General features: G+C 62.6%; 19 protein-coding genes and 1 other RNA gene. 8 read left to right on the top strand and 12 right to left on the bottom strand.

All coding sequences use genetic code 11. The annotated features are described in order from the left end of the window. Positions 1 to 9: 9 nt before the first annotated feature. Together AC04SH_RS08935 and AC04SH_RS08930 are read right to left on the bottom strand one after the other, a co-directional pair. A complete protein-coding gene (locus AC04SH_RS08935; protein ID WP_488574737.1) occupies positions 10 to 1,605 on the bottom strand; it encodes a cisplatin damage response ATP-dependent DNA ligase in 1,596 nt (531 codons plus the stop codon). Position 1,606: 1 nt separating this feature from the next. After that, positions 1,607 to 2,617 (bottom strand): ligase-associated DNA damage response exonuclease, encoded by a 1,011-nt coding sequence (locus tag AC04SH_RS08930; protein WP_488574910.1) that lies wholly within the window; start codon positions 2,615 to 2,617, stop codon positions 1,607 to 1,609. A gap of 104 nt (positions 2,618 to 2,721) precedes the next feature. On the opposite strand from AC04SH_RS08930, the gene AC04SH_RS08925 reads away from it, so the two are divergent. Then, positions 2,722 to 3,651, top strand: a complete 930-nt coding sequence (locus tag AC04SH_RS08925; protein ID WP_488574736.1) for a methyltransferase domain-containing protein — start codon at positions 2,722 to 2,724, stop codon at positions 3,649 to 3,651. A gap of 109 nt (positions 3,652 to 3,760) precedes the next feature. Next, positions 3,761 to 4,120 carry a hypothetical protein gene (locus AC04SH_RS08920; protein ID WP_488574735.1) on the top strand — a complete coding sequence of 120 codons (360 nt, stop codon included), beginning with the start codon at positions 3,761 to 3,763 and terminating at the stop codon, positions 4,118 to 4,120. A 12-nt stretch (positions 4,121 to 4,132) separates the two neighbouring features. On the opposite strand, the gene AC04SH_RS08915 is transcribed toward AC04SH_RS08920, so the two are convergent. The 7 genes from AC04SH_RS08915 to AC04SH_RS08885 all read right to left on the bottom strand — a co-directional run bounded on the left by AC04SH_RS08915 (position 4,133) and on the right by AC04SH_RS08885 (position 13,554). Continuing rightward, positions 4,133 to 5,074: a 2-hydroxyacid dehydrogenase gene (locus AC04SH_RS08915; protein ID WP_488574734.1), complete on the bottom strand. Its 942-nt coding sequence runs from the start codon at positions 5,072 to 5,074 to the stop codon at positions 4,133 to 4,135. 39 nt (positions 5,075 to 5,113) lie between these two features. Further along, positions 5,114 to 6,742, bottom strand: a complete 1,629-nt coding sequence (locus tag AC04SH_RS08910; protein WP_477233618.1) for an ABC transporter ATP-binding protein — start codon at positions 6,740 to 6,742, stop codon at positions 5,114 to 5,116. After that, positions 6,739 to 7,878, bottom strand: coding sequence for an ABC transporter permease (locus AC04SH_RS08905; protein ID WP_112560684.1), 1,140 nt, complete (start codon positions 7,876 to 7,878; stop codon positions 6,739 to 6,741). The genes AC04SH_RS08910 and AC04SH_RS08905 overlap by 4 nt, the downstream gene beginning before the upstream one ends. After that, the gene (locus AC04SH_RS08900; RefSeq protein ID WP_352587065.1) at positions 7,878 to 8,975 is read right to left on the bottom strand and encodes a microcin C ABC transporter permease YejB; all 1,098 of its coding nucleotides are present in this window, start codon (positions 8,973 to 8,975) and stop codon (positions 7,878 to 7,880) included. The genes AC04SH_RS08905 and AC04SH_RS08900 overlap by 1 nt, the downstream gene beginning before the upstream one ends. Before the next feature lie 30 nt (positions 8,976 to 9,005). Continuing rightward, on the bottom strand, positions 9,006 to 10,874 hold the full coding sequence (locus tag AC04SH_RS08895) for an extracellular solute-binding protein (protein ID WP_488574733.1): 1,869 nt from the start codon (positions 10,872 to 10,874) through the stop codon (positions 9,006 to 9,008). Further along, on the bottom strand, positions 10,874 to 12,751 hold the full coding sequence (locus AC04SH_RS08890; RefSeq protein WP_488574732.1) for an extracellular solute-binding protein: 1,878 nt from the start codon (positions 12,749 to 12,751) through the stop codon (positions 10,874 to 10,876). Before AC04SH_RS08890 ends, AC04SH_RS08895 begins: the two co-directional genes overlap by 1 nt. Before the next feature lie 152 nt (positions 12,752 to 12,903). Then, a complete protein-coding gene (locus AC04SH_RS08885; RefSeq protein WP_488574731.1) occupies positions 12,904 to 13,554 on the bottom strand; it encodes a c-type cytochrome in 651 nt (216 codons plus the stop codon). 191 nt (positions 13,555 to 13,745) lie between these two features. Between AC04SH_RS08885 and AC04SH_RS08880 the strand changes: the two genes are divergently transcribed. Then, positions 13,746 to 14,474 carry a 3-deoxy-manno-octulosonate cytidylyltransferase gene (locus AC04SH_RS08880; protein WP_488574730.1) on the top strand — a complete coding sequence of 243 codons (729 nt, stop codon included), beginning with the start codon at positions 13,746 to 13,748 and terminating at the stop codon, positions 14,472 to 14,474. Positions 14,475 to 14,483: 9 nt separating this feature from the next. After that, on the top strand, positions 14,484 to 15,347 hold the full coding sequence (locus tag AC04SH_RS08875) for a prephenate dehydratase (protein ID WP_112560690.1): 864 nt from the start codon (positions 14,484 to 14,486) through the stop codon (positions 15,345 to 15,347). Here the strand turns inward: AC04SH_RS08875 and AC04SH_RS08870 are convergent. From AC04SH_RS08870 to AC04SH_RS08860, 3 genes are read right to left on the bottom strand one after another with little or no spacing between them, the layout of a single operon-like run. Continuing rightward, positions 15,344 to 15,649 carry a Dabb family protein gene (locus tag AC04SH_RS08870; protein WP_192249856.1) on the bottom strand — a complete coding sequence of 102 codons (306 nt, stop codon included), beginning with the start codon at positions 15,647 to 15,649 and terminating at the stop codon, positions 15,344 to 15,346. The genes AC04SH_RS08875 and AC04SH_RS08870 overlap by 4 nt on opposite strands. A gap of 22 nt (positions 15,650 to 15,671) precedes the next feature. Then, positions 15,672 to 16,613: an NAD(+) diphosphatase gene (gene nudC, locus AC04SH_RS08865; protein ID WP_488574729.1), complete on the bottom strand. Its 942-nt coding sequence runs from the start codon at positions 16,611 to 16,613 to the stop codon at positions 15,672 to 15,674. 37 nt (positions 16,614 to 16,650) lie between these two features. Then, positions 16,651 to 17,070, bottom strand: a complete 420-nt coding sequence (locus tag AC04SH_RS08860) for an HIT domain-containing protein (RefSeq protein WP_112560693.1) — start codon at positions 17,068 to 17,070, stop codon at positions 16,651 to 16,653. A gap of 159 nt (positions 17,071 to 17,229) precedes the next feature. On the opposite strand from AC04SH_RS08860, the gene ffs reads away from it, so the two are divergent. The 4 genes from ffs (at position 17,230) to AC04SH_RS08840 (ending at position 20,888) form a co-directional block, all read left to right on the top strand. Further along, positions 17,230 to 17,326: signal recognition particle sRNA small type (ffs, locus tag AC04SH_RS08855), an RNA gene on the top strand. Positions 17,327 to 17,531: 205 nt separating this feature from the next. Then, on the top strand, positions 17,532 to 19,349 hold the full coding sequence (locus AC04SH_RS08850; RefSeq protein ID WP_488574728.1) for a DNA polymerase III subunit gamma/tau: 1,818 nt from the start codon (positions 17,532 to 17,534) through the stop codon (positions 19,347 to 19,349). Positions 19,350 to 19,379: 30 nt separating this feature from the next. Continuing rightward, entirely contained in the window at positions 19,380 to 19,703 is a 324-nt protein-coding gene (locus AC04SH_RS08845) for a YbaB/EbfC family nucleoid-associated protein (protein ID WP_112560695.1), read from the top strand. A 216-nt stretch (positions 19,704 to 19,919) separates the two neighbouring features. Continuing rightward, the gene (locus AC04SH_RS08840) at positions 19,920 to 20,888 is read left to right on the top strand and encodes a cell wall hydrolase (RefSeq protein WP_488574727.1); all 969 of its coding nucleotides are present in this window, start codon (positions 19,920 to 19,922) and stop codon (positions 20,886 to 20,888) included. Positions 20,889 to 20,934: the final 46 nt, after the last annotated feature.

Raw genomic sequence — 20,934 nt, 5'->3', positions numbered from 1 at the left:
CTACGCCTATCAATCCAACAGTGCCTGCAGCGTCTCGATGCGGTCTGCTTCGGCCGTCGGCTTGTCCCAGCGCAGCCGCGAAATACGGGGAAAGCGCATCGCGACGCCGGATTTGTGTCGGGTCGATCGGTTGAGACCTTCGAACGCCACCTCCAGCACCAGCCCCTGCTTGCGGTCGGCGCGCACCGAGCGTACCGGGCCGAAACGCTCGACCGTGTTGTCGCGGACATATTTGTCGATCTGCTTCAGCTCCTCGTCCGTGAAACCGAAATAGGCCTTGCCGACCGGCACCAGTTCTTCCGCGCCTTCCGGCCCCGACCAGACGCCGAACGTATAGTCGGAATAGAAGCTGGAGCGCTTGCCATGGCCGCGCTGCGCATACATCAGCACCGCATCGACCGTGTGCGGATCGCGCTTCCACTTGAACCACGGGCCTTTCGGCCGTCCCGCGAGATAGGGCGAATCCCAGCGCTTCAGCATGACGCCTTCGATGATCGGGTGCGGCGGCGCCCGGCGCAGTTCTTCCAGCGACCGCCAATCTGAAAATTCGACGAAGGGCGAAAGATCGAAGCGCCGCGGGTCGAGCGTTTGGATGAAGGTTTCTAGCCGCTTCCGCCGATCGGCGAAAGGCAGCGCGCGCAGATCCTCGCCCTCGATCTGCAGCGCATCGTAGCAGCGCATGAAGGCAGGATACTGTTGCTGTATCTTCGACGTCACGCTCTTGCGGTTCAGCCGCTGCTGCAGGTCCGAAAACGTGCCCGTCGCGGCGGGCTCGCCGACCAGCAATTCGCCGTCGAGCGCGGCGGAAAAATTCATTGCTTCGGCTAGATCCGGAAAGGCGCCGGACACATCGTCGCCGGTGCGCGAATAGAGACGGCGCACGCCGCCCTCGCACACCGCCTGGACGCGGATGCCGTCCCATTTCCATTCGGCGGCATAGTCGGCCGGATCGAGCTTTTCGAGATCGCCGTCGCCGACCGGGTTCGACAGCATCACCGGACTGAACAGCGCCAGCGCCGTGCGCTGCGGTTTTCCGGCCTTGCCTTCCAGCCAGGCGAACAGCGCAGTGTAAGGCGGCGTCAGCCCGTGCCACAACTCTTCGATCTCGGCGACATCGACCTTGCCGAAATCGCCCAGCGCCTGTTTGGCCAGCCGTGCCGAAACGCCGATGCGCAAGCCGCCGGTGACCAGCTTGATGATGGCAAAGCGCGCCGAAATGCCGGCGCTGTCGAGCAGCCCGGCCAGCACCTTGGGCCCATCGGAGCGGCTTGCCGCCTGCAGTTTCGCCACGACATCGCCAAGCGTCGGCTGTCGGTTCGGGATATGCCCCGGCGTTTGCGGCCAGACCAGTGAGACCGTTTCGGCGAGGTCGCCGACATAGTCGTAGGAATAGCCGAACAGCACCGGGTCCATGCGCTCGGTGACCAGCGTGCGCAGCATGGCCGGCTTGACCGCCGCAATGTTTAGGTCGCCGGTAATCGCCGCCAGCGCCAGGCCGCGGTCGGGATCCTCGACGCTGCGGAAATAGTCGACCAGCAGCGTCAGCTTGCCGTTGCGCGACGGCGTCAGCACCAGGCGGTCGAGAAGTTCGGCGAAGCGGTTCAACTCAATCGCCCTCGTCCTCATACCCGACCAGATGCAGCGGCCGCGCGGCGATGCCTTCCAGCTCACACCAGCGCACCAGCGCTTCCTCGCGGCCATGCGTCACCCAGATTTCGCCGGCGCCCGTTTCCTTGATGGTGGCGATCAGCTCGTCCCAGTCGGCATGGTCGGAGATGATGAGCGGCAGTTCGACGCCGCCTTGCTTGGCGCGCTGGCGGATGCGCATCCAGCCCGACGCAAAGCACGAGATCGGGTCGGGAAAGCGCCGCGCCCAGCGGTCGGCAAAGGCCGATGGCGGGCCGACGACGATGGCGCCGGTGAAATCCTGCTTGCCGCCGCTGTCCACCGTTGCCGGCTCCAGCGTGCCCAAGTCGATGCCTTGGCTCTGATAATACTCGCTGAGCTTGGCCAGCGCGCCGTGGATATAGATCGGCCTGTCATAGCCGGCATCGCGCAGCAGCCGCATCACCCGCTGCGCCTTGCCCAGCGCATAGGCGCCAACCAGATGCGAGCGCTCGGGAAACTGCGCCGCCGATTTGAGGAGACGAGCGATCTCTTCCGTGTCGGGTGGATGGCGAAACACCGGCAGGCCGAAAGTCGCCTCGGTGATGAACACGTCGCATTTCACCGGCTCGAAGGGAGCGCAGGTCGCATCCTTCTGGCGCTTGTAATCGCCGGAGGCGACGATGCGCGTGCCCTTGTGCTCGACCGCGATCTGCGCCGAGCCCAGCACATGGCCGGCCGGATGAAAGGTAACGGTGACATCGTTCAGCGCCATTGCCTCGCCGAGGGCTGCGGCCTGCGTCGTCCCGGCAAAGTCCTCGCCATAACGCAGTCCCATAATGTCGAGCGTCTGTTGCGTCGCCAGCACCGAGCGGTGGCCGGAGCGGGCATGGTCGGAATGGCCATGTGTGATCAGGGCCCGGTTGACCGGCCGCACCGGGTCAATGAAGAAATCGCCGGGTGGGCAATAGAGGCCCTCCGGCCGGGGATGAAGCAGGTCACTGGCACGCATCCCGTCAAGATAGTGGCTAATTCCGGTGCGGGAAGCCTGTTGCAAGAGACTGCTGACTCGTCCTACAGCCAGCCACCGGCCGCATCAGCCGGCGGACCCACGCCATGCAAACGCTGAAAACCTCGTCCGGCGACCTGACCGCCGACCGCCGTGCCGACTATGCCGAGATGCTTTTCGGCTCGGGCGACCCTTCGGCAGCAGCGGAATTGCTGCTCGGCGCGCTGGAACTGGCGCCGCAATGGGCGGCGGGCTGGTTCCGCCTCGGCGAGATGCAGGAGACAAGCGAGCAGTTCGACCTGGCGGCGCAGGCCTGGGCGATGGCACTGAAACTCGACCCGGCGGATCGCCTCGGGGCTGCGCTGAAGCTGCAACTGATCGGCAAGGCGCCTGCTGCCGCGGCGCCGCCCAGCGCCTTCGTCGAAACGCTGTTCGACCATTATGCCGAAAGCTTCGAGGGTGAGCTGGTCAACAAGCTCGGCTACCGGCTGCCGGAGTTTCTCGATCGCGCCATTCGAGCGGCAAGGCCCGGTCATTTTCCGCTTGCTCTCGACCTCGGCTGCGGCACCGGCCTGATGGGCGAAAGACTGCGGCCGGTTGCCGATCGGCTGGTGGGCTACGATATCTCTGCTGCCATGCTGAAAAAAGCGCGCGCCAAAGGTGTCTACGACCTGCTCGCCAAGGCCGATCTGCAACACTTTGCCTATGCCGGCCCGAAAGCCGATCTGGTGGTGGCGGCCGACGTGTTCATCTATGTCGGCGCGCTGGAAGGCGTAATGAGGACCGTTGCCGGCATTCTGGCCGCCAATGGCCTGTTTGCCTTTTCCGTCGAGACGCCAGGCGAAGGCGAGGCGGCCGGCGAAGCCGGTTTTGCGCTTCGGCCATCGCGTCGCTACGCCCATTCTCAAGCCTATGTCGAGCGGGTGCTTACCGCCAGCGGCCTGTCGGTGCTGTCCGTGCAGCCCACGGTCATCCGCTGGGATCGCCGCCAGCCGGTCGATGGGCTGGCCGTGCTGGCGACGCTATCGTCCGGCTGATGTCTCGTCCTGTTCGAAAATGTGACTAGGATTTTTGCGGCTGGCGCGGCATCAGATAGGCTATCTGCCGAGAAGAAGCTCCGCTCGGTTTGGCATTGAGGAGAAACGGATGCGCTGGAACATGATGGTCTTGGCGTCTTGCCTGGCGATGACCGGCTGCATGGGCAGTTCGATGTCCGAACGGCAAGACCAGGACGTGCAATCGTCACTGCAGTACGACAGCGTGCCTTGCGATCAATTGCTGGCGCAGCGCAACGGGCTGGCGCAGCAATATCATCTATCGACGGATGCAAAACCGAGCTTTTCCAATCCGGCGATGGGCTTTGGCCCGTTCACGCCGGATATGCGCTCCAAAGGCAAACGTGACACCGACCTGGCAAGCGGCAAGATCGACGCCATGAACCGCTCGCTGGAACGCCGCGACTGCGGCAAGCCCAACAAGCAGAAGAAGTTCGCCCTGCCGAGCTGAACCTGGGCTTTCTCAGTAACCGGCCTTGCGGTCCACCAGATTGTCGAGCTTTTCGCCGCGCTCGAAGGCATCCATCTGGCGAAGCATGATCGGCGCCAGATGGACGGGGTCCGAGGTTGCCGCCGCATGCGGCGTCACGAACACTTTCGGATGGCTCCACAGCGGGCTGGTTTTCGGCAGCGGCTCGACCTCGAACACGTCGAGGCTCGCCTCCTTCAACGTGCCATCATCCAAGGCGCGCAAAATGTCGGCATCCTTCTGCAACCGGCCGCGCCCGGCATTGATCAGCACCGAGCCGCCGAGGCCATTGCGCTTGCGAAGTTCCTTCAGCACCCCGTGATTGATGATGCCTTGCGTGTCCGGTGTCAGCGGCAACAGCACCACCAATATGTCGGTGGCGTTGAGGAAGGGGATCAGCCCGGCCTCGCCGGCATAGGTCGAGACGCCTTTCATGGTTTTGTCGCTGCGCGACCAGCCATTGACGGCAAAGCCGAGCGACAACAGTACCGACGCGGCCGCACGGCCGAGATTGCCGAGGCCCATAATGCCGACCGATATGTCGCCGGCCGGCCGTTGCGGCGGTTCGTGCCAGATCTTCTTCGGCTGCTGCGCGCGGTAGAGCATGCCCTGGCGGTGATGGTCGAGCACACGCCAGACGACATATTCGGTCATGTATTGGGTAAGATTGTCGGCGACCACCTTGACGATCGGCACGTCGGGCAGGCCGGGATCGGCGAAGATGTGATCGACGCCGGCGCCGATCGAGAAGATGGCACGCAGATTGGGCAGCGACTTGAGCAAGTTCGGCTTCTGCTTCCACACCACCGCATAGGTGATCGACGGGTCCGAAGCACCGTCCGGCTCCAGCACCACCTCGCGTTCCGCCGACAGCAGCTCGCGCCAGCGCTGCGGATGAAAGCCGGTGACGGCAAGCAGGATTTTGCCTTTTTCCATTTGCGGATTTTTCTTCCCTGTTAGTCCAGCCTGAACCCGTTATTCGCTGACGATGCCGACCGGCGCCGTCTCGATCCTGAACGCGGCCGAGATAAGCGCCTTGGTATAGTCGGTCTGCGGCCGCTCGAAAATCTGTTCGGACGGGCCAGCCTCGACGATCTTGCCATTGCGCATGACGATGACGTCGTTGGCAAGGGCGCGAATGACTTTCAGATCGTGGCTGATGAACAGATAGGCAAGGTCGAGCTTGGCCTGCAGATTGCGCAACAGGTCGACCACTTGCGCCTGCACGCTCATGTCGAGCGCCGAGGTTGGCTCGTCCAGCATGACGAAGCGCGGATTGAGCACCATGGCGCGCGCAATGGCGACGCGCTGGCGCTGGCCGCCGGAGAATTCATGCGGATAGCGGTTCCTGGTCGCGGGATCGAGCCCGACCTCCTTCAGTACGGCGACAACCTTGTCGTCGCGCTGGTCGGGCGAGAGTTTCGGCTCGTGGATCTTCAACCCTTCCTCGATGATTTCCGACACCGACATGCGCGGGCTGAGCGAGCCGAACGGGTCCTGGAAGACGATCTGCAATTCGCGTCGCAGCGGCCGCATGGCGTTGAACGACAACTGGTTGATATCGCTGCCGTTGAACTGGATGGTGCCGGTCGACGAGATCATCCGTGCCAGCGCCAGGCCGAGCGTCGTCTTGCCGGAACCGGATTCACCGACGACGCCAAGCGTCTGGCCGGCGCGCACGGTGACATCGATGCCGTCGACCGCCTTCACATTGTCGACGGTGGTGCGGAAAAACCCCTTCTTGATGGGGAACCAGACTTTTATGTCCTTGCCCGTCATCACCGGCTTGGCTGCATCGTTGGCGGCCGGCGGCTTTCCTTTCGGCTCGGCCGCCAAGAGGTGCTTGGTATAGGCGTGTTGCGGGTTGGCGAAGATCTCCTTCGTCGGCCCGGTCTCGACGATCTTGCCCTTGGTCATCACGCAGACGCGGTCGGCGATCTTCCGGACGATGCCGAGATCATGGGTGATGAACAGCATCGACATGCCCTTGCGGCTCTTCAGCCCCGCCAGCAATTCGAGGATCTGCGCCTGCACGGTGACGTCGAGCGCCGTCGTCGGCTCGTCGGCGATCAGCAGTTCCGGCTCGTTGGCCAGCGCCATGGCGATCATGACGCGCTGGCGCTGGCCGCCGGACAGCTGATGCGGATAGGCGTCGAGGCGTTTTTCCGGCTCGCGGATGCCGACCTCGTTGAGCAACGCCAGCGTCCGCGCCTTGGCTTGGCGGTCGCCCATGCCCTGATGCAGCGCCAGGATCTCGACGATCTGCTGCTCGATCGTGTGCAGCGGATTGAGCGAGGTCATCGGCTCCTGGAAGATCATGGTGATCTTGTTGCCGCGCACGCTGCGCAACTGCTTTTCGTTCATCGCCAGCAGGTCGGCGCCCTGGAACAGGATCTTGCCCGAGGGATGGCTGGCGGTCGGATAGGGCAAGAGCTTCAGCACCGACAGCGCCGAGACCGATTTGCCGGAACCGGATTCGCCGACCAGCGCCACCGTCTCGCCCTTGGCGAGATCGAAGGAAATGTGATCGACAGCGATCGACTCGTTGCCGCCTTGGGTGAAGGCAACGCTGAGATCGCGGACGGAGAGCAGGACCTCGCTCATCGGAACGCCTTGCGCGGATCGAACGCGTCGCGCGTCGCTTCACCGATGAACACCAGCAGCGACAGCATCAGCGAGATGACGACAAAGCCGGATATGCCAAGCCAGGGGGCATTGAGGTTGCTCTGCGCCTGTTTTAGCAGTTCGCCGAGCGAAGCGGTGCCTGGCGGCAGGCCGAAGCCGAGATAGTCGAGCGAGGTCAGCGTTGAGATTGAGGCGCTGACCAGGAAAGGCATGAAGGTCAGCGTCGCCACCATGGCGTTGGGCAGAAGATGTCGCAGCATGATGGTCCGGTTGGACACGCCGAGCGCGCGGGCCGCATTGACATATTCGAAGTTGCGGGCGCGCAGGAATTCGGCGCGCACCACGCTGACCAGCGACGTCCAGGAGAACAGCAGCATCAGCCCAAGCAGGATGAAGAAGCCGGGCGGCAGGATGGCGGCAACGATGAGCAGCAGATAGAGCAGCGGTATCGCTGACCAGATTTCTATGAAGCGTTGAAACAGAAGGTCGGTCCAGCCGCCGAAATAGCCTTGCAGCGCGCCGGCCGCGACGCCGATCACCGACGAGCCCGCGGTCAGGATCAGTCCGAACAGAACGGAAATCCTGAACCCGTAGATGATGCGCGCCAGCACGTCGCGCGCCTGGTCGTCGGTACCCAGCCAGTTCCAGTTGCCGACAATGCAGTCGGGATCGGCAGCGCCCTGCGGATACTGGCTGCATCGCTTCTGCGCGTCGTATTCCCACGAGGGTTTTGCCGGAGCGGCGTCGGGGATCGCATTGTTGACGGTGCGGTAGGAATAGCGGATCGGCGGCCAGATCATCCAGCCATTGGCGTTGATCTCGTCGCGGATGACCGGGTCGCGATAGTCGGTGACGGCGTAGAAGCCGCCGAATTTTTCTTCCGGGTAGGCGACCGCCACCGGGAACAGGATCTCGCCCTTGTAGTAGGCGACGATCGGCCTGTCGTTGGCGATCAGTTCGGCAAACAGCGACAGCACGAACAGAGCGAGGAATATCCACAACGACCAGTAGCCGCGCCTGTTGGCCTTGAAGTTCTGCCAGCGCCGCAGGTTGAGCGGTGACAGCCAGGGTCGCGCGATCCTTGTCGGTGTCGTCTCGGCTGCGGCCTGCGTCATCAGACGTCTCTCCGCTCGAAATCGATGCGCGGATCGACCCATGTGTAGATCAGGTCGGACAGCAGCGTCACGAACAGGCCAAGCAGCGAAAATATATAGAGGTTGGCGAACACCACCGGATAATCGCGCGCCAACACGGACCTGAAGCCGAGCAGCCCGAGACCGTCGAGGGAAAAGATGTTCTCGATCAAAAGCGAGCCGGTGAAGAAGGCCGAGATGAAGGCAGCGGGAAAGCCGGCAATGACGATCAGCATGGCGTTGCGGAAGACGTGGCCGTAAAGCACCCGCCGCTCCGACAGGCCCTTGGCGCGGGCGGTCACCACATATTGTTTGCGGATCTCTTCCAGGAAGGAGTTCTTGGTCAGCAGCGTCGTCGTGGCGAAGGCCGACAGCACCAGCGCCGTCAGAGGCAAGGTCATGTGCCAGAAATAATCGACGATCTTGTCCGGCCACGACAATTGGTCCCAATTGTCGGAGACGATGCCGCGCAGCGGGAACCAGTCCCAGAACGAGCCGCCCGCGAAAAGCACCATCAGCAATATGCCGAACAGGAAGGCCGGTATGGCATAGCCGATGATGATCACGCCGCTGGTCCAGACGTCGAAGGCGGAGCCGTCCTTGACCGCCTTGCGGATGCCGAGCGGTATCGAGATCAGATAGGACAAAAGTGTGATCCACAATCCGAGCGAGATCGATACCGGCATTTTCTCCAGGATCAGGTTGAGCACCGAGATGTCACGGAAATAGCTGTCGCCGAAATCGAAGCGCGCATAGTTCCACAGCATCATGCCGAAGCGTTCGAGAGGCGGTTTGTCAAAGCCGAACTGCTTTTCCAGCTTCTTGATGAATTCCGGGTCGAGCCCTTGCGCGCCGCGGTACTTCGAGCCGACATCGCCGGCAACATCGAAATTACCGCCACCTCCTGCATCGCCACCGCCGCTGCCGAGACGGTCGCTGCCGCCTTGGTTGGTCAGGCTGGCGATAACCTGCTCGACCGGTCCGCCCGGTGCGAATTGAGTGACGACGAAAGCGACCGCCATGATGCCGAACAGGGTCGGGATCATCAGCAGGATGCGTCGCAGTATGTAGGCGCCCATCAGGCCGCCAGTCCTGCGCGAACGGTCATGTCAGGCTTTGCCAATTTTTGCCGCCTTGCCCTTGTCGACCCACCACAGCGCTTCGACCGGAAAATCGAAATCGGGTTTCCGCTCGGGAAAACCGAACATATCCCAATAGGCGCTTCGGTGATTCGCCAGGAACCAACTTGGAATCCAATCGCGTCGTGCACGCAAGACCCGGTCGAGCGAGCGCATGGCAATTGTCAGGGTTTCGCGATCCTCGGCGGCGCCTGCGGCGTCGACCAGGGCGTCGATGGCCGGGCTCGATGTTCCCGGCAGATTGCGTGCGCCGGACAGGGTAGCTGTTCGCGAGTGGAAAAAGGTTTCGAGGTCGTCACGGGTCGGTGTCGCCGGAAACCGGGCCCCAACTGACACAAGATCGTAGTCGAACAAATTCTGCCGCAGCTGATACTGTGCCGCATCGACCAGCCGGATCGAGGCATCGATGCCGACCGCCTTCATGTTTTCGACCCAGGGCGAATAAATCTGCTCCCAGATCTGGTCGTCGACAAGGAACTCCGCCGACAATCGGCCGCCCTTGTCGTTCACGACGAAATCGCCGGAGCGTCTCCAGCCGGCCTCGGTTAAAAGCTTGGCCGCCTTGCCAAGCAATCGGCGGTCACGGCCGGAGCCGTTCGATACGTCTTGGATCACGGCTTCGCCAAAAGCCTCAGCGGGGATCTGATCTCGCAGCGGTTCGAGAAGAGCCAGCTCTTGCGGCGACGGCAAGCCTTCGGCACGAAACTCGGACTGCTCGAAGCAGGATTGCGAGCGCTCGTAAGAGCCGTAGAAGAAATTGCGCCGCGTCCATTCAAAGTCGAAGCAGAGGCCGATCGCTTGCCGCACGCGCGGATCGCGGAACTGCTCGCGCCGCTGGTTGACGGCAGTGGCCTGCATGGAAGGCATCGTTTCGGCCGGGAATTCGTGCTTCACCACCTTGCCGGCAATGAAAGCGGGGAAGTCATAGCCAGTCGCCCAAATGCGGGAGACGGCTTCCTCCTTGTAGAGGATTTCTCCCTTCTTGAACGCCTCGAAGGAAGCGTTGCGATCCTGATAGAACTCGACGCGGATGCGACCGAAATTGTTCTGGCCACGATTGACCGGCAGGTTGTTGCCCCAATAGTCGGCCACACGCTCATACTCAATCCAGGCCCCTGCGGACCAGCGACCAACCTTGTACGTGCCTGACCCCAGCGGCGGGTTCATCTGCGAGGAATCGAACGGGTTGGCCGTATAGAAAGCCTTTGACAGGATCGGGAACGCGACGACGTTGAGGATGGTGCGGCTTGTCTGCTTGCCGGAGAAGTTAAGCTTCAACGTGTGAGCGTCGATGGCGATCGCGTCGTTCAGGTGCGTCAGCGGCAGCGAATAGTCCGGGTGGCCCTTGTCCTTGAGTAGCTTGAAGGTGAACGCGGCGTCTTCAGCGGTAAGCGGCGTCCCGTCATGGAAACGGGCCTGCGGGCGCAGCGAGAAGGTGAAACCGTTGCGATCGTCGGAAATCGTCACGCCGTCGGCGATCAGCCCGTAGACAGCGTCAGGCTCGTCGAACGCTCTCACCATCAGTGAGTCGAAACACATTTCCATGCGCTGCGGCGAGTCGCCTTTGGGGACGAACGAATTCAGCGTGTTGAAGGTCAGCGGCGTCTGGTTGGAGCCCCACGTGCGCGGCAGGAAATTGAAGGTGCCGCCTTGCGGCGCATCGACATTGACATAGTCGAAGTGGGTGAAGTCCGGTTTGTATTTGAGGTCACCGAAAGCCGACAGCCCGTGCAGTTTCACGCCGGTCGGGCTGGCGGCGAAAGCCTTGCCCGGAAGCAGCGCAGCAGCGGCCGCGGCGCCACCGAGGGCCAGAAAGTCGCGGCGAGGAAGCACCGCCATCAATTGCCGCCCTTGTACTTGGCGGCCAGCGCCTTTTCCTTGTCCGCATCGATCCACCAGGAATCGATGTCGGCGCCACGGTAGCCGGGCTGCTTTTCCGGGATGCCGAACTTGTTCCAGTAAGCGAGCCATACCACGGCGCGGTAGTATTGCGGCACGACATAGTAATTCCACAGCAACACGCGATCGAGCGCATGCGTGGTGGCGACGAGGTCATCGCGGTCCGTGGCAAAAATGATGCGGTCGACAAGGTCATCGACGATCGGGTTACTGATGCCGGAATAGTTGCGCGATCCCGGTGTGTCGGCTGCTTTCGAACTCCAGAAATCGCGCTGCTCGTTGCCGGGCGATTCCGACTGCTGAAGCTGTCCCGTGATCACGTCATAATCGAAATTTCTGACGCGGTTCGTGTACTGGCTCGGGTCGACGATGCGCAATGTCGCATCGACGCCGATCTTGCGCAGATTGGCGATCCAGGGGCTGGAGATGACCTGGTCGGTTTCACCCGAGCCGAGGATTTCAAACTTGAATGGCTCGCCGGTCTTGGCGTTGACCATCTTGCCGCCCTTGATCAGCCAGCCGGCCTGGGCGAACAGGTCGACCGCCTGCTTCAGATACTTGCGCTCGGCCTGCGGCGAATCGTAGACCGGCAGCTTGAATTCCTGGGTGAACAGTTCGGGCGGCAGCTTGTCGCGGTACTTCTCCAGGATTTCCAGTTCCTTGCCTTGCGGCAGGCCGCTCGAGGCCAGTTCCGTACCTTGGAAATAGCTGTGGGTCCGGCTGTTGAAACCGAAGAACAGCGTGCGGTTCATCGATTCGAAATCGAAGGGGTAGGTGAGCGCGGCCCTGACCAGACGATCGGCAAACAGCTTATGTCTCTGGTTGAGCATGAAAGCCTGCATCGGCTCGGGCGAGGTGGTCTTGAATTCTTGCTTGATCACGTCGCCGGCCTTGATCGCCGCGAAGTCGTAAAACGTCGCCCAGCGCTTCGAGCTGTTTTCCGGCTTGATGTCGTCAAGCCCCCCCTTCTTGAACGCCTCCCAGGAGGCGTTGTCGTCAAGAATGTAGGTGAAATGCTGGGTGTCGAAATTCTCGCGGCCGATTTTCACCGCCAGCTTGGCGCCCCAATAATCGGGCACGCGCTGCCAGACGATCTCCGAGCCGGCTTTGAAGCTGGCGATCTTGTAGGCAGCCGAGCCTAGTGGCGGTTCCAGAGTCCCCTTGGTGATGTCGCGCTTCTTGCCGTTGGCGTCGGTGCCTTCCCACCAATGCTTGGGCAGCACGACGAGGTCGCCAAGGATCTTGGGCAGCTCGCGATTGCCCTTCTGGTCGAAATGAAACTCGACCTCACGGTCCGAGACCGCGACGGCGTCGGTGACGTTTTCGAAATAACGACTGTACATCGGGCTGTTGGCCTTCAGCACCTGGAACGACCAGATCACGTCCTCGGTGGTTATCGGCTGCCCGTCATGCCATTTCGCGCGTGGGTCGAGCCGGTAGGTGGCCGAGGAATAGTCGGTCGGGTATTTGTAGGCATCGGCGATGAGCGGGTGGCTGACGCTGCCTTCGTCAGTCGCCTGATCCATCAGCGTGTCGTAGAGCAGGCCGCCGCCAAATGGCTGCAGGCCGGCCGCCGGCGAGCCCTGCACGATGTAGGGATTGAAGCTGTCAAATGTGCCGGAAACGACTGAATTGTAGGTTCCGCCCTTCGGCGCGTCCGGGTTCACATAATCGTAGCGTTGGAAATTCTCGCCATATTTGGAGGGACCGATCAGCGAAGAGGTGGTGTGCCATTCATCCGGGAAGGCTGCCTGCAGGCCGCCTGCGAGGGTGGCCACAACCAGAAAGGACCTCAGAAGCGTACGGCCAACCGTCATGCGTTCTCCTCTTCGCGATGCCCGGCAATCCTAGATGATTTGACGCCGGTGAAAACCGCCATGCGCCGGCTTTGTCGCCGCATATGCGATTTTCCTAACAGAAAAGCCGGGCTGAACCCGGCTTTTCTGAGGTCATCGAGATGACAATTCGGTTATTTGGCAGGCGCCGGAGCCGGTGCTGCGGGAGCGGCACCTTCAGCCGGCTTCGCCGGAGCGGCACCCTCGGCGGGCGCCGTTGCATCAGCGGCGGCACCTGGGGTCGGCAGCGGCTTCGGGCTGTCCGACAGCGTGCGCAGATAGGCGATGACGTTGGCGCGGTCCTCGTCCTTCGGCAGGCCGGCAAAGCCCATCGCCGTGCCCTTCACGAATTTCTTCGGCGAGGTGATGAAGTGGTTGAGGTTGTCATAGGTCCACTTCTCGGCGCCGCCCTTGGAAAAGTCCTTCATGCCGGCCGAATAGCCAAAACCCTCATGCTCGGCGACGGGGCGGTCGACGATGTCCCAGAGGTCCGGGCCGACCTTGTTCGGGCCGCCCTTTTCGCCGGAATGGCAGGCCTGGCATTTCTTGAACACGGCCGCACCCTGCTCGACATTGGCGGTGGCCAGCAGGTCGGCGATCGGCTTGGCCTCCACGGCAGGTCCGGCGCCACCGCCTTCGGCGGGCTCGGTCGCCTCGATGGCGTAGCCGGGCTTCTCGGGCGTGGGCGAGGCGAACAGCGCGTCAGACACCAGGCCGACCGAGAAAACGACGAAACAAGTTCCGAGCAATCCGGCGAGCAGCTTGTTGACTTCGTTGGAATCCATGCGCCCCTTGCTCCCTTTTCCGGCGGACCGATCGTCCACTCCGTCCGTCGGTATCGTGACCCGCCCCGTCGAGCCGGTCAAATCGGGCGGAAACTAGGTCTTTTGCTCCAGCGTTGCAACACCTATAAGGGCGCTTCCAGTGAGACCTTTTGCCACTTTTCCCATCGTCTTTTCAAACGCCAGCAGCCCCGATGTCCACGCTCATCCTGATCCCGGCCCGCATGGCCTCGACGCGCCTGCCGGGCAAGCCGCTGGCCGATATAGCCGGCGCGCCGATGATCGTGCATGTCGCCCGCCGCGCCGCCGAGGCCGGGCTTGGCCGGGTGGTGGTGGCAACCGACACGCAAAGCGTGGCCGAGGCGGTGCGCGCGCACGGTTTCGAGGCGGTGATGACGCGCATCGACCACGAATCCGGCTCCGACCGCATTTTCGAGGCGCTGACCGCGCTCGATCCCGGCCGCAAGGTCGAAACCATCGTCAATGTTCAGGGCGACCTGCCGACCATCGATCCCGCAATCATCGGCGCGTCGCTGCGCCCGTTCGAGAACAAGGCGGTCGACATCGCCACGCTCGGCGTCGAGATCGTGCGCGACGAGGAAAAGACCAATCCCAATGTCGTCAAGATCGTCGGTTCACCGCTGTCGGCGACGCGGCTGAAGGCGCTCTATTTCACCCGCGCCACCGCGCCCTGGGGCCAGGGGCCGCTCTATCACCATGTCGGTCTCTACGCCTATCGGCGCGCCGCACTCGAACGCTTCGTCGCGCTGAAACCGTCGCCGCTGGAGCGGCGCGAGCGGCTGGAGCAGCTGCGGGCGCTGGAGGCCGGCATGCGCATCGACGCTGAGATCGTGCAATCGCTGCCGCTTGGCGTCGACACGCCGGAAGACCTCGAACGCGCCAGAACCATCCTTTCAACCTGAGACATCGGCATGCCTGAAAAGACCAACAGAATATCCTTCCAGGGCGAGCCCGGTGCCAATTCCGACACCGCCAGCCGCAACATGTTCCCGTCGATGGAGCCGTTGCCGTGCCCGACCTTCGAGGATGCCTTCAACGCGGTCGAGACCAACAAGGCCGACCTCGCCATGATCCCGATCGAAAACACCATCGCCGGCCGCGTCGCCGACATCCACCATCTGTTGCCGGAATCGAAACTGCACATCGTCGGCGAATATTTCCTGCCGATCCATTTCCAGCTGATGGTGCTGCCGGGCGTCAAGCGCGAAGAGATCAAGACCGTCCACAGCCACATCCATGCGCTGGGCCAGTGCCGCAAATACATCCGCAAGAACGGCTGGAAGCCGGTGGTCGCGGGCGACACGGCGGGTTCGGCCAAGCTGGTTTCCGAGCTCAAGGACCGCACCATGGCCTCGCTCGCGCCCGCACTTGCCGCCGAGCTCTACGGGCTCGACATCATCGAGAAAAACGTCGAGGACACGGACTCCAATGTCACTCGTTTCGTCGTCCTGACTAAGAACAAGCAGTGGGCCGAGCGTCCCTCGGCCGACACCAAGATGATGACGACTTTCATCTTCCGCGTCCGCAACGTGCCGGCTGCGCTCTACAAGGCCATGGGCGGCTTCGCCACCAACGGCATCAACATGACCAAGCTGGAGAGCTACCAGCTGGGCGCTTTCACCGCGACGCTGTTTTACGCCGACATCGAAGGCCATCCCGACGATCCGCTGGTCAAGCTGGCGCTCGACGAACTGCGCTTCTTCTCGCGTGAAGTGCGCATCCTGGGTGTCTATCCCGCGAGTGAGTCGCGCGAGCAGTGGAAGGTCGCGGACTAGACCAAAAGTGCCAGCGGCACGTAGTCGATTTCCATGAAGGTCGCGACTTCCGGCACCCAGCGGTCGCGCACGAAGGCGACGTGGTCGGGATGCTCATTGTATCTGGTGTAGGCTGCCTGATCCGCGAACTCCATCGAGAAGCCGAAGTGATAGTCGTTCTTGGGACTGACCTGCCGAAGCGGCTCGAAATGGGTAACGCCCTTGATCGCGCTGAGAATGCGCTTGGCGTCGGAGAGGAACCGTTTTTCCTCCAGCGAGTACTGCGGGTGCTTCAGGGTGAAAACCACGGTGTGACGGATCATTTCTTGCTCCCGTTATCCCTATTTACTCGCTGTCGACCCAGGCGCGGATCAAATGATGCGCGATGGCGCCTTTCGGCGGCGTCACCAGATTGTCCTTGTGCGTCCTCTCCAGCATAGAGCGCACCTCGTCGCGGAAAAACCAGCGGCAGTCTTCCAGCTCGTTCATGTCGGCCTGGATATCCTCGTTGAGTGGTTCGCCGAAACAGCCGATCATCAGTGAATAGGGGAACGGCCAGGGCTGGCTGGCGTGGTAGACGACGCGGCCGAGCCTTATGCCGGCTTCCTCCAGCGTCTCGCGGCGCACCGCCGCCTCGATCGTCTCGCCCGGCTCGATGAAGCCGGCAAGCGCCGAATACATTCCCGGCCCGAAATGCCGGCCACGGCCGAGCAGGCATTTCTCCCGTGTCGCCGTCAGCATGATCGCCACCGGATCGGTGCGCGGAAAATGCTCGGTGCCGCAGTTGGGGCAGTGTCGCTTGTAGCCGCCGGCACGCATTTCGGATTCATGGCCGCATTTGCTGCAGAAGCGATGGCTGGCATGCCAGGCAAGCAGCGCCGCCCCTTGCGCCAGCGCGCCCGCCGCCGCTTCATCGATCAGTCCCTGCATGTAGACCGAGCGATAGTCGATGGCCTTGATGGTCTCCGGCAGCTGTTCAGGATCGAGGCCGACCGGCACGGCAAGCACCGGGTTGCTCTCGGCAAAGCCGAGCAGCACGCCTTGCGCGAAGGACGGCTGCAGCAACTCGCTGCCGGCGACATCGAACCAAGGGTCGAAGTTGCCGTCGCTGAGTTTCAGATAAAGCCGGCCACCATGCATCGGCAAAAGCCGTGCCGTCGGGTCGGCCAGCGCCTTTTCGACGGAATCATCGGCGCGGGTCTCGGATTGCCGGTCGATCGTGTTGCCGGCAAAACCGACGAACTGGCTCGGCTCGCGCAAGGGCGCGTCAAACAGGCGAAAGGTCATGGAGGCTCGAAGGTTCAGGGATGGACACGAGCGCAGTTTATAGCGCCGCCTTTATCTGTTGCGCAAACCGGCGGATTTCGGAGCGTTGATAGGGTTCGCGCATGCCGTGCCCCCATACCGGACCCGGCCAGCCCGGGTCGCCTTCCGAGCGGGCGATGACATGGACATGCAGTTGCCGCACGATGTTGCCGAGCGCGCCGGTGTTGATCTTGGTGCAGCCGGTGGTCCTTTTCAGCGCCTGCGCCACCATATTGGTCTCGAAGGTCAGCATCGCCTGGTCGAGCGGCGTCATGTCGTGGATTTCCTCGATGCCGGGCCGCTGCGGCACCAGGACAAGCCATGGCCAGCGGCGGTCGTTCATCACCCTGAGTTCGCACAGGCCGAGCCACATCAGCTGCTCGCTGTCCGCCTCCAGCCTGGAGTCGAGCGTGAATCCGGCCTTGAGGCCCGGCAGCATCGGCGTTTCCCTTTGCGTTTCTCGCATTATTTCCCAATCTCAGAACGCTAGAGCGGCTGCATGGGGGCTGCAAGCGATTCATTGAGCGGCGGAGCTCAAGGGCGCCCGATTCTCAATGCACCCTTGCATTTCATCGCTGAATTGCCGATATGGAACGCGGGAGGTTGGTGGTGGACGATCCACTCGCCAACCGGGTCAGGTCCGGAAGGAAGCAGCCCTAACGAGCCCGGAACGGGTCATTGTTCCAGCCTCCCACCTCATCGGCCACTCTCGCGACATTGACGACGCATTGCAGCGCGGGCGAGACTATTGGAGCAATTCCAGGGAAAGTGTGAGCGGTTTCCCGTCCGGAATTGCGTTAAAGCAAGGGGATAGAGCGGTTTGCCGTTTTCAGAAAACGGTGAAACGCTCTAGCAGGAATCGGCCACCTCCGACGCGGCCTTTTGGAGCTTTACGGGCGAATGAGCGAAGCCGGAAATTCGGGCCCAGAAAACCTGGATAAGCAAAAGGCCGCCGCCTATCGTGTGCTGGCGCGCAAGTACCGTCCGGCGAACTTCTCCGAACTGATCGGCCAGGAGCCGATGGTCCGCACCCTGACCAACGCTTTCTCCACCGGCCGCATCGCCCAAGCCTGGATGCTGACCGGCGTGCGCGGCGTCGGCAAGACGACCACGGCGCGTATCCTGGCGCGGGCGCTCAACTACAAGACGCCGACAGTTGACCAGCCATCGGTCGACCTTGCCGTCCTGGGCGAGCATTGCCAGGCGATCATGGAAGGCCGCCATGTCGACGTCATCGAGATGGACGCCGCCTCCCACACCGGCATTGACGACATCAGGGACATTATCGAGCGCGTGCGCTATGCCCCAGTGTCGGCGCGCTACAAGGTCTACATCATCGACGAAGTGCATATGCTCTCCACCCAGGCCTTCAACGGCCTGTTGAAGACGCTGGAAGAGCCGCCACCGCACGTCAAATTCATCTTCGCCACCACCGAAATCCGCAAGGTGCCGATCACCGTCCTGTCGCGCTGTCAGCGCTTCGATTTGAGGCGCATCGATGCCAGCGCGCTGGTCGCGCATCTGTCGTCCATTGCCGGCAAGGAAGGCATATCGGTGGACGACGATGCGCTGGCGATGATCGCGCGCGCCGCCGAAGGCTCGGCCCGCGATTCGCTGTCCATCCTCGACCAGGCGATCGCCCATGGCGGCGGCGCGGTCAGTGCCGAGGCGGTGCGCGCCATGCTGGGCCTTGCCGACCGCGCCCGCATCGTCGACCTGTTCGAACATGTGATGAAAGGCGATGTGGCGGCCGCTCTCGCCGAATTCCGCAACCAGTACGACACCGGCGCCGATCCGGCCGCGGTGCTCACCGATCTGGCCGAATTCAACCACCTCGTCACCCGGCTGCGCTTCGTGCCGACGGCTGCCGATGACGCCTCTTTGTCCGAGGACGAGCGCCGGCGCGGCGCCGAATTCGCGAGCACGCTGTCGGTCAAGGTACTGTCGCGGACCTGGCAGATGCTGTTGAAAGGCATCCCAGAGGTGCAGTCTTCCAACCGCCCAGTCAGCGCTGGCGAAATGGTGCTGATCCGGCTGGCGCACGCCGCCGACCTGCCAACCCTGGACGAGGCGCTGAAATCGCTGGAGAGCGGCGCTTCCGTCTCGAGTGGCACGCCGCGTCCGAACGGTGCGCCGACGAGCCCAGGCAATGGCGGCGGCGCAAGTGCCGTGGCGCAGACGCGGATGCCGTCGCCCGGCAGCGGCGCGCAGACGATGCGCCTGGTCGAGCCCGAACCGCTGCCGGCCAGCTTCGTTGCGCCCCCGGAGCCGGTCGTTGAGACGCCCCCTGTGCCGGTGAAATCGCTGGCCGACATCGTCGCCCTTGCTGACCAGCAGCGCGACATGGCGTTCAAGGTGCAGGTCAAGCGCTGTGTGCGACTGGTGCGCATCGAACCCGGCCGCATCGACGTCAGCCTGACCGACGATGCGCCGAAAATGCTGCTCAACGAGCTGACCGCCAAGCTGCGCGCCTGGACCGGCCGCAACTGGCTGGTGTCGCTGTCGAAGGAAGAAGGCGGCCAGACGCTGGCCGAGATGGAATCGACCAAGCGCGAGACCGCTTTCTCCGATGCGAAAAGCGACCCGACGGTGGCCGCCATCCTGGCGCGGTTTCCCGGCGCCAAGATCATCGACGTGCGCATTCCCGACGCGCCGGAAGTCGACACCGACAAGGCCGAAGTGCCGGTCGAGCCACCGGGCGACGACGACGAAACCTGACCACAGCACAAATCCGAAAAGGACCCGACCATGAAAGATCTTCTCGGCCTGATGGGCAAGGCGAAGGAAATGCAGGCCAAGTTCCAGGCCATGCAGGACGAGATCGCCACGCTTGAAGCAAGTGGGCAGGCCGGCGGCGGCCTGGTCAGTGTCACGCTGACCGGCAAGTTCGAAATGAAGTCGCTGAAGATCGACCCGTCCCTGTTCAAGGAGGACGATGTCGAGATCCTAGAAGACCTGCTTCTGGCCGCCCACAATGACGCCAAAAATAAGGTCGAGCAGATCATGCAGGAGAAGACCAAGGCGCTGACGGCAGGCTTGCCGATCCCGCCCGGAATGAAATTGCCGTTCTGAGCCGGCTTCACCAGTTAATTGATTATGAACGGAAATCGGCTGCGGGGGCTATTGTTAAGACTTTCCCCGGCTTTGCTCACGCGGACATATCCGGGCATTTATAAAGTTTTACCTATGCTGCACGAATGCTAATCCTTTAGCCATCTTTTTGCCTTTAAGAGTCTCATTCTTGCCACATCCTGGGACGGGCGGCATCTGGAAAATGAGGCACTTTTGTTGATCGCGACGCGATGGAAGACGCCGCTGTTGCTCGGCATCATCTTCTCCCCTTTGTTCCTGGCGGGTTGCAGCCAGACCACGTCTTCTCACGGCATGTCGGTCGCCAGCCTGACCGACGCCATCACGCCCAGCTTCCTCTCGACGCGCGCCTACCGCAACACGCCGAAGGAGAAGGAATGCCTGGAGCGGGCGATGTTCTTCGAATCCAACCGGTCGAGCCGCGACGGCATGATCGCCGTCGGCACGGTGGTGATGAACCGGCTGCGCTCCGGCAACCATGGCAGCACCATTTGCCAGGTGGTGGGTGAACCGGGCCAGTTCGCGCCCGGCGTGATGACGCGGCCGATGAATTCCAAGGCGATGCCTGATGTCGAGGAAGCCGCCGACGCCGTGCTCAAGGGCGAGCGCAAGGCCAAGCTGAAGAACACGATGTACTTCCACACCGCCGGCCTGAAGTTCCCCTACAAGAACATGCACTACACCATGGTCGCCGGCGGCAATGCTTTCTACGAGAAGCGCGGCCGCAACTGGCAGCCGCTGCCGGATGAACCGACGACCATGGTTGCTTCAGTGACGCCGCGCGCGCCCGTGGCTGAAGCGCCGGTGCAGGTGGCTTACGCCGAGCCGGTGGTGAAAACGATCGTCCGTCCGGACCCCGCCAAGCAGGCTGCGGCAGTTCGCGCGACCAAGGCTAGCCAGGCCCCGGTCGAGCAGACCTATGTGACGGCTGCCGTGGCCCCAGCGAAGGGCGGTCGCGTCGCGGTAAAGCAGACCGAAATGGCGATGCAGGAGCCGATGGCCGAGCCAGATGCCTCGCGGTTCGGTGGCACGCTGAACGCCCGCTACATCACCTCGGTACCTTCGGCGACGCAGGAAGCGTCGATGGGCTTCCAGTCGACGCCTGAGAACACCGACGCCATCGGCGCGATGATTGCCGACCAGACCCGGCCGCTCTCGGCATATTGAGGCCAGCTGCATTTTCAGAGCCCGCCATGGCAGCATGGCGGGCTCT

This window comes from Mesorhizobium sp. CNPSo 4688 (assembly GCF_057784295.1).
Note: the sequence above shows the minus strand (reverse complement) of the source record. Positions and strands in the feature narration are given on the sequence as shown.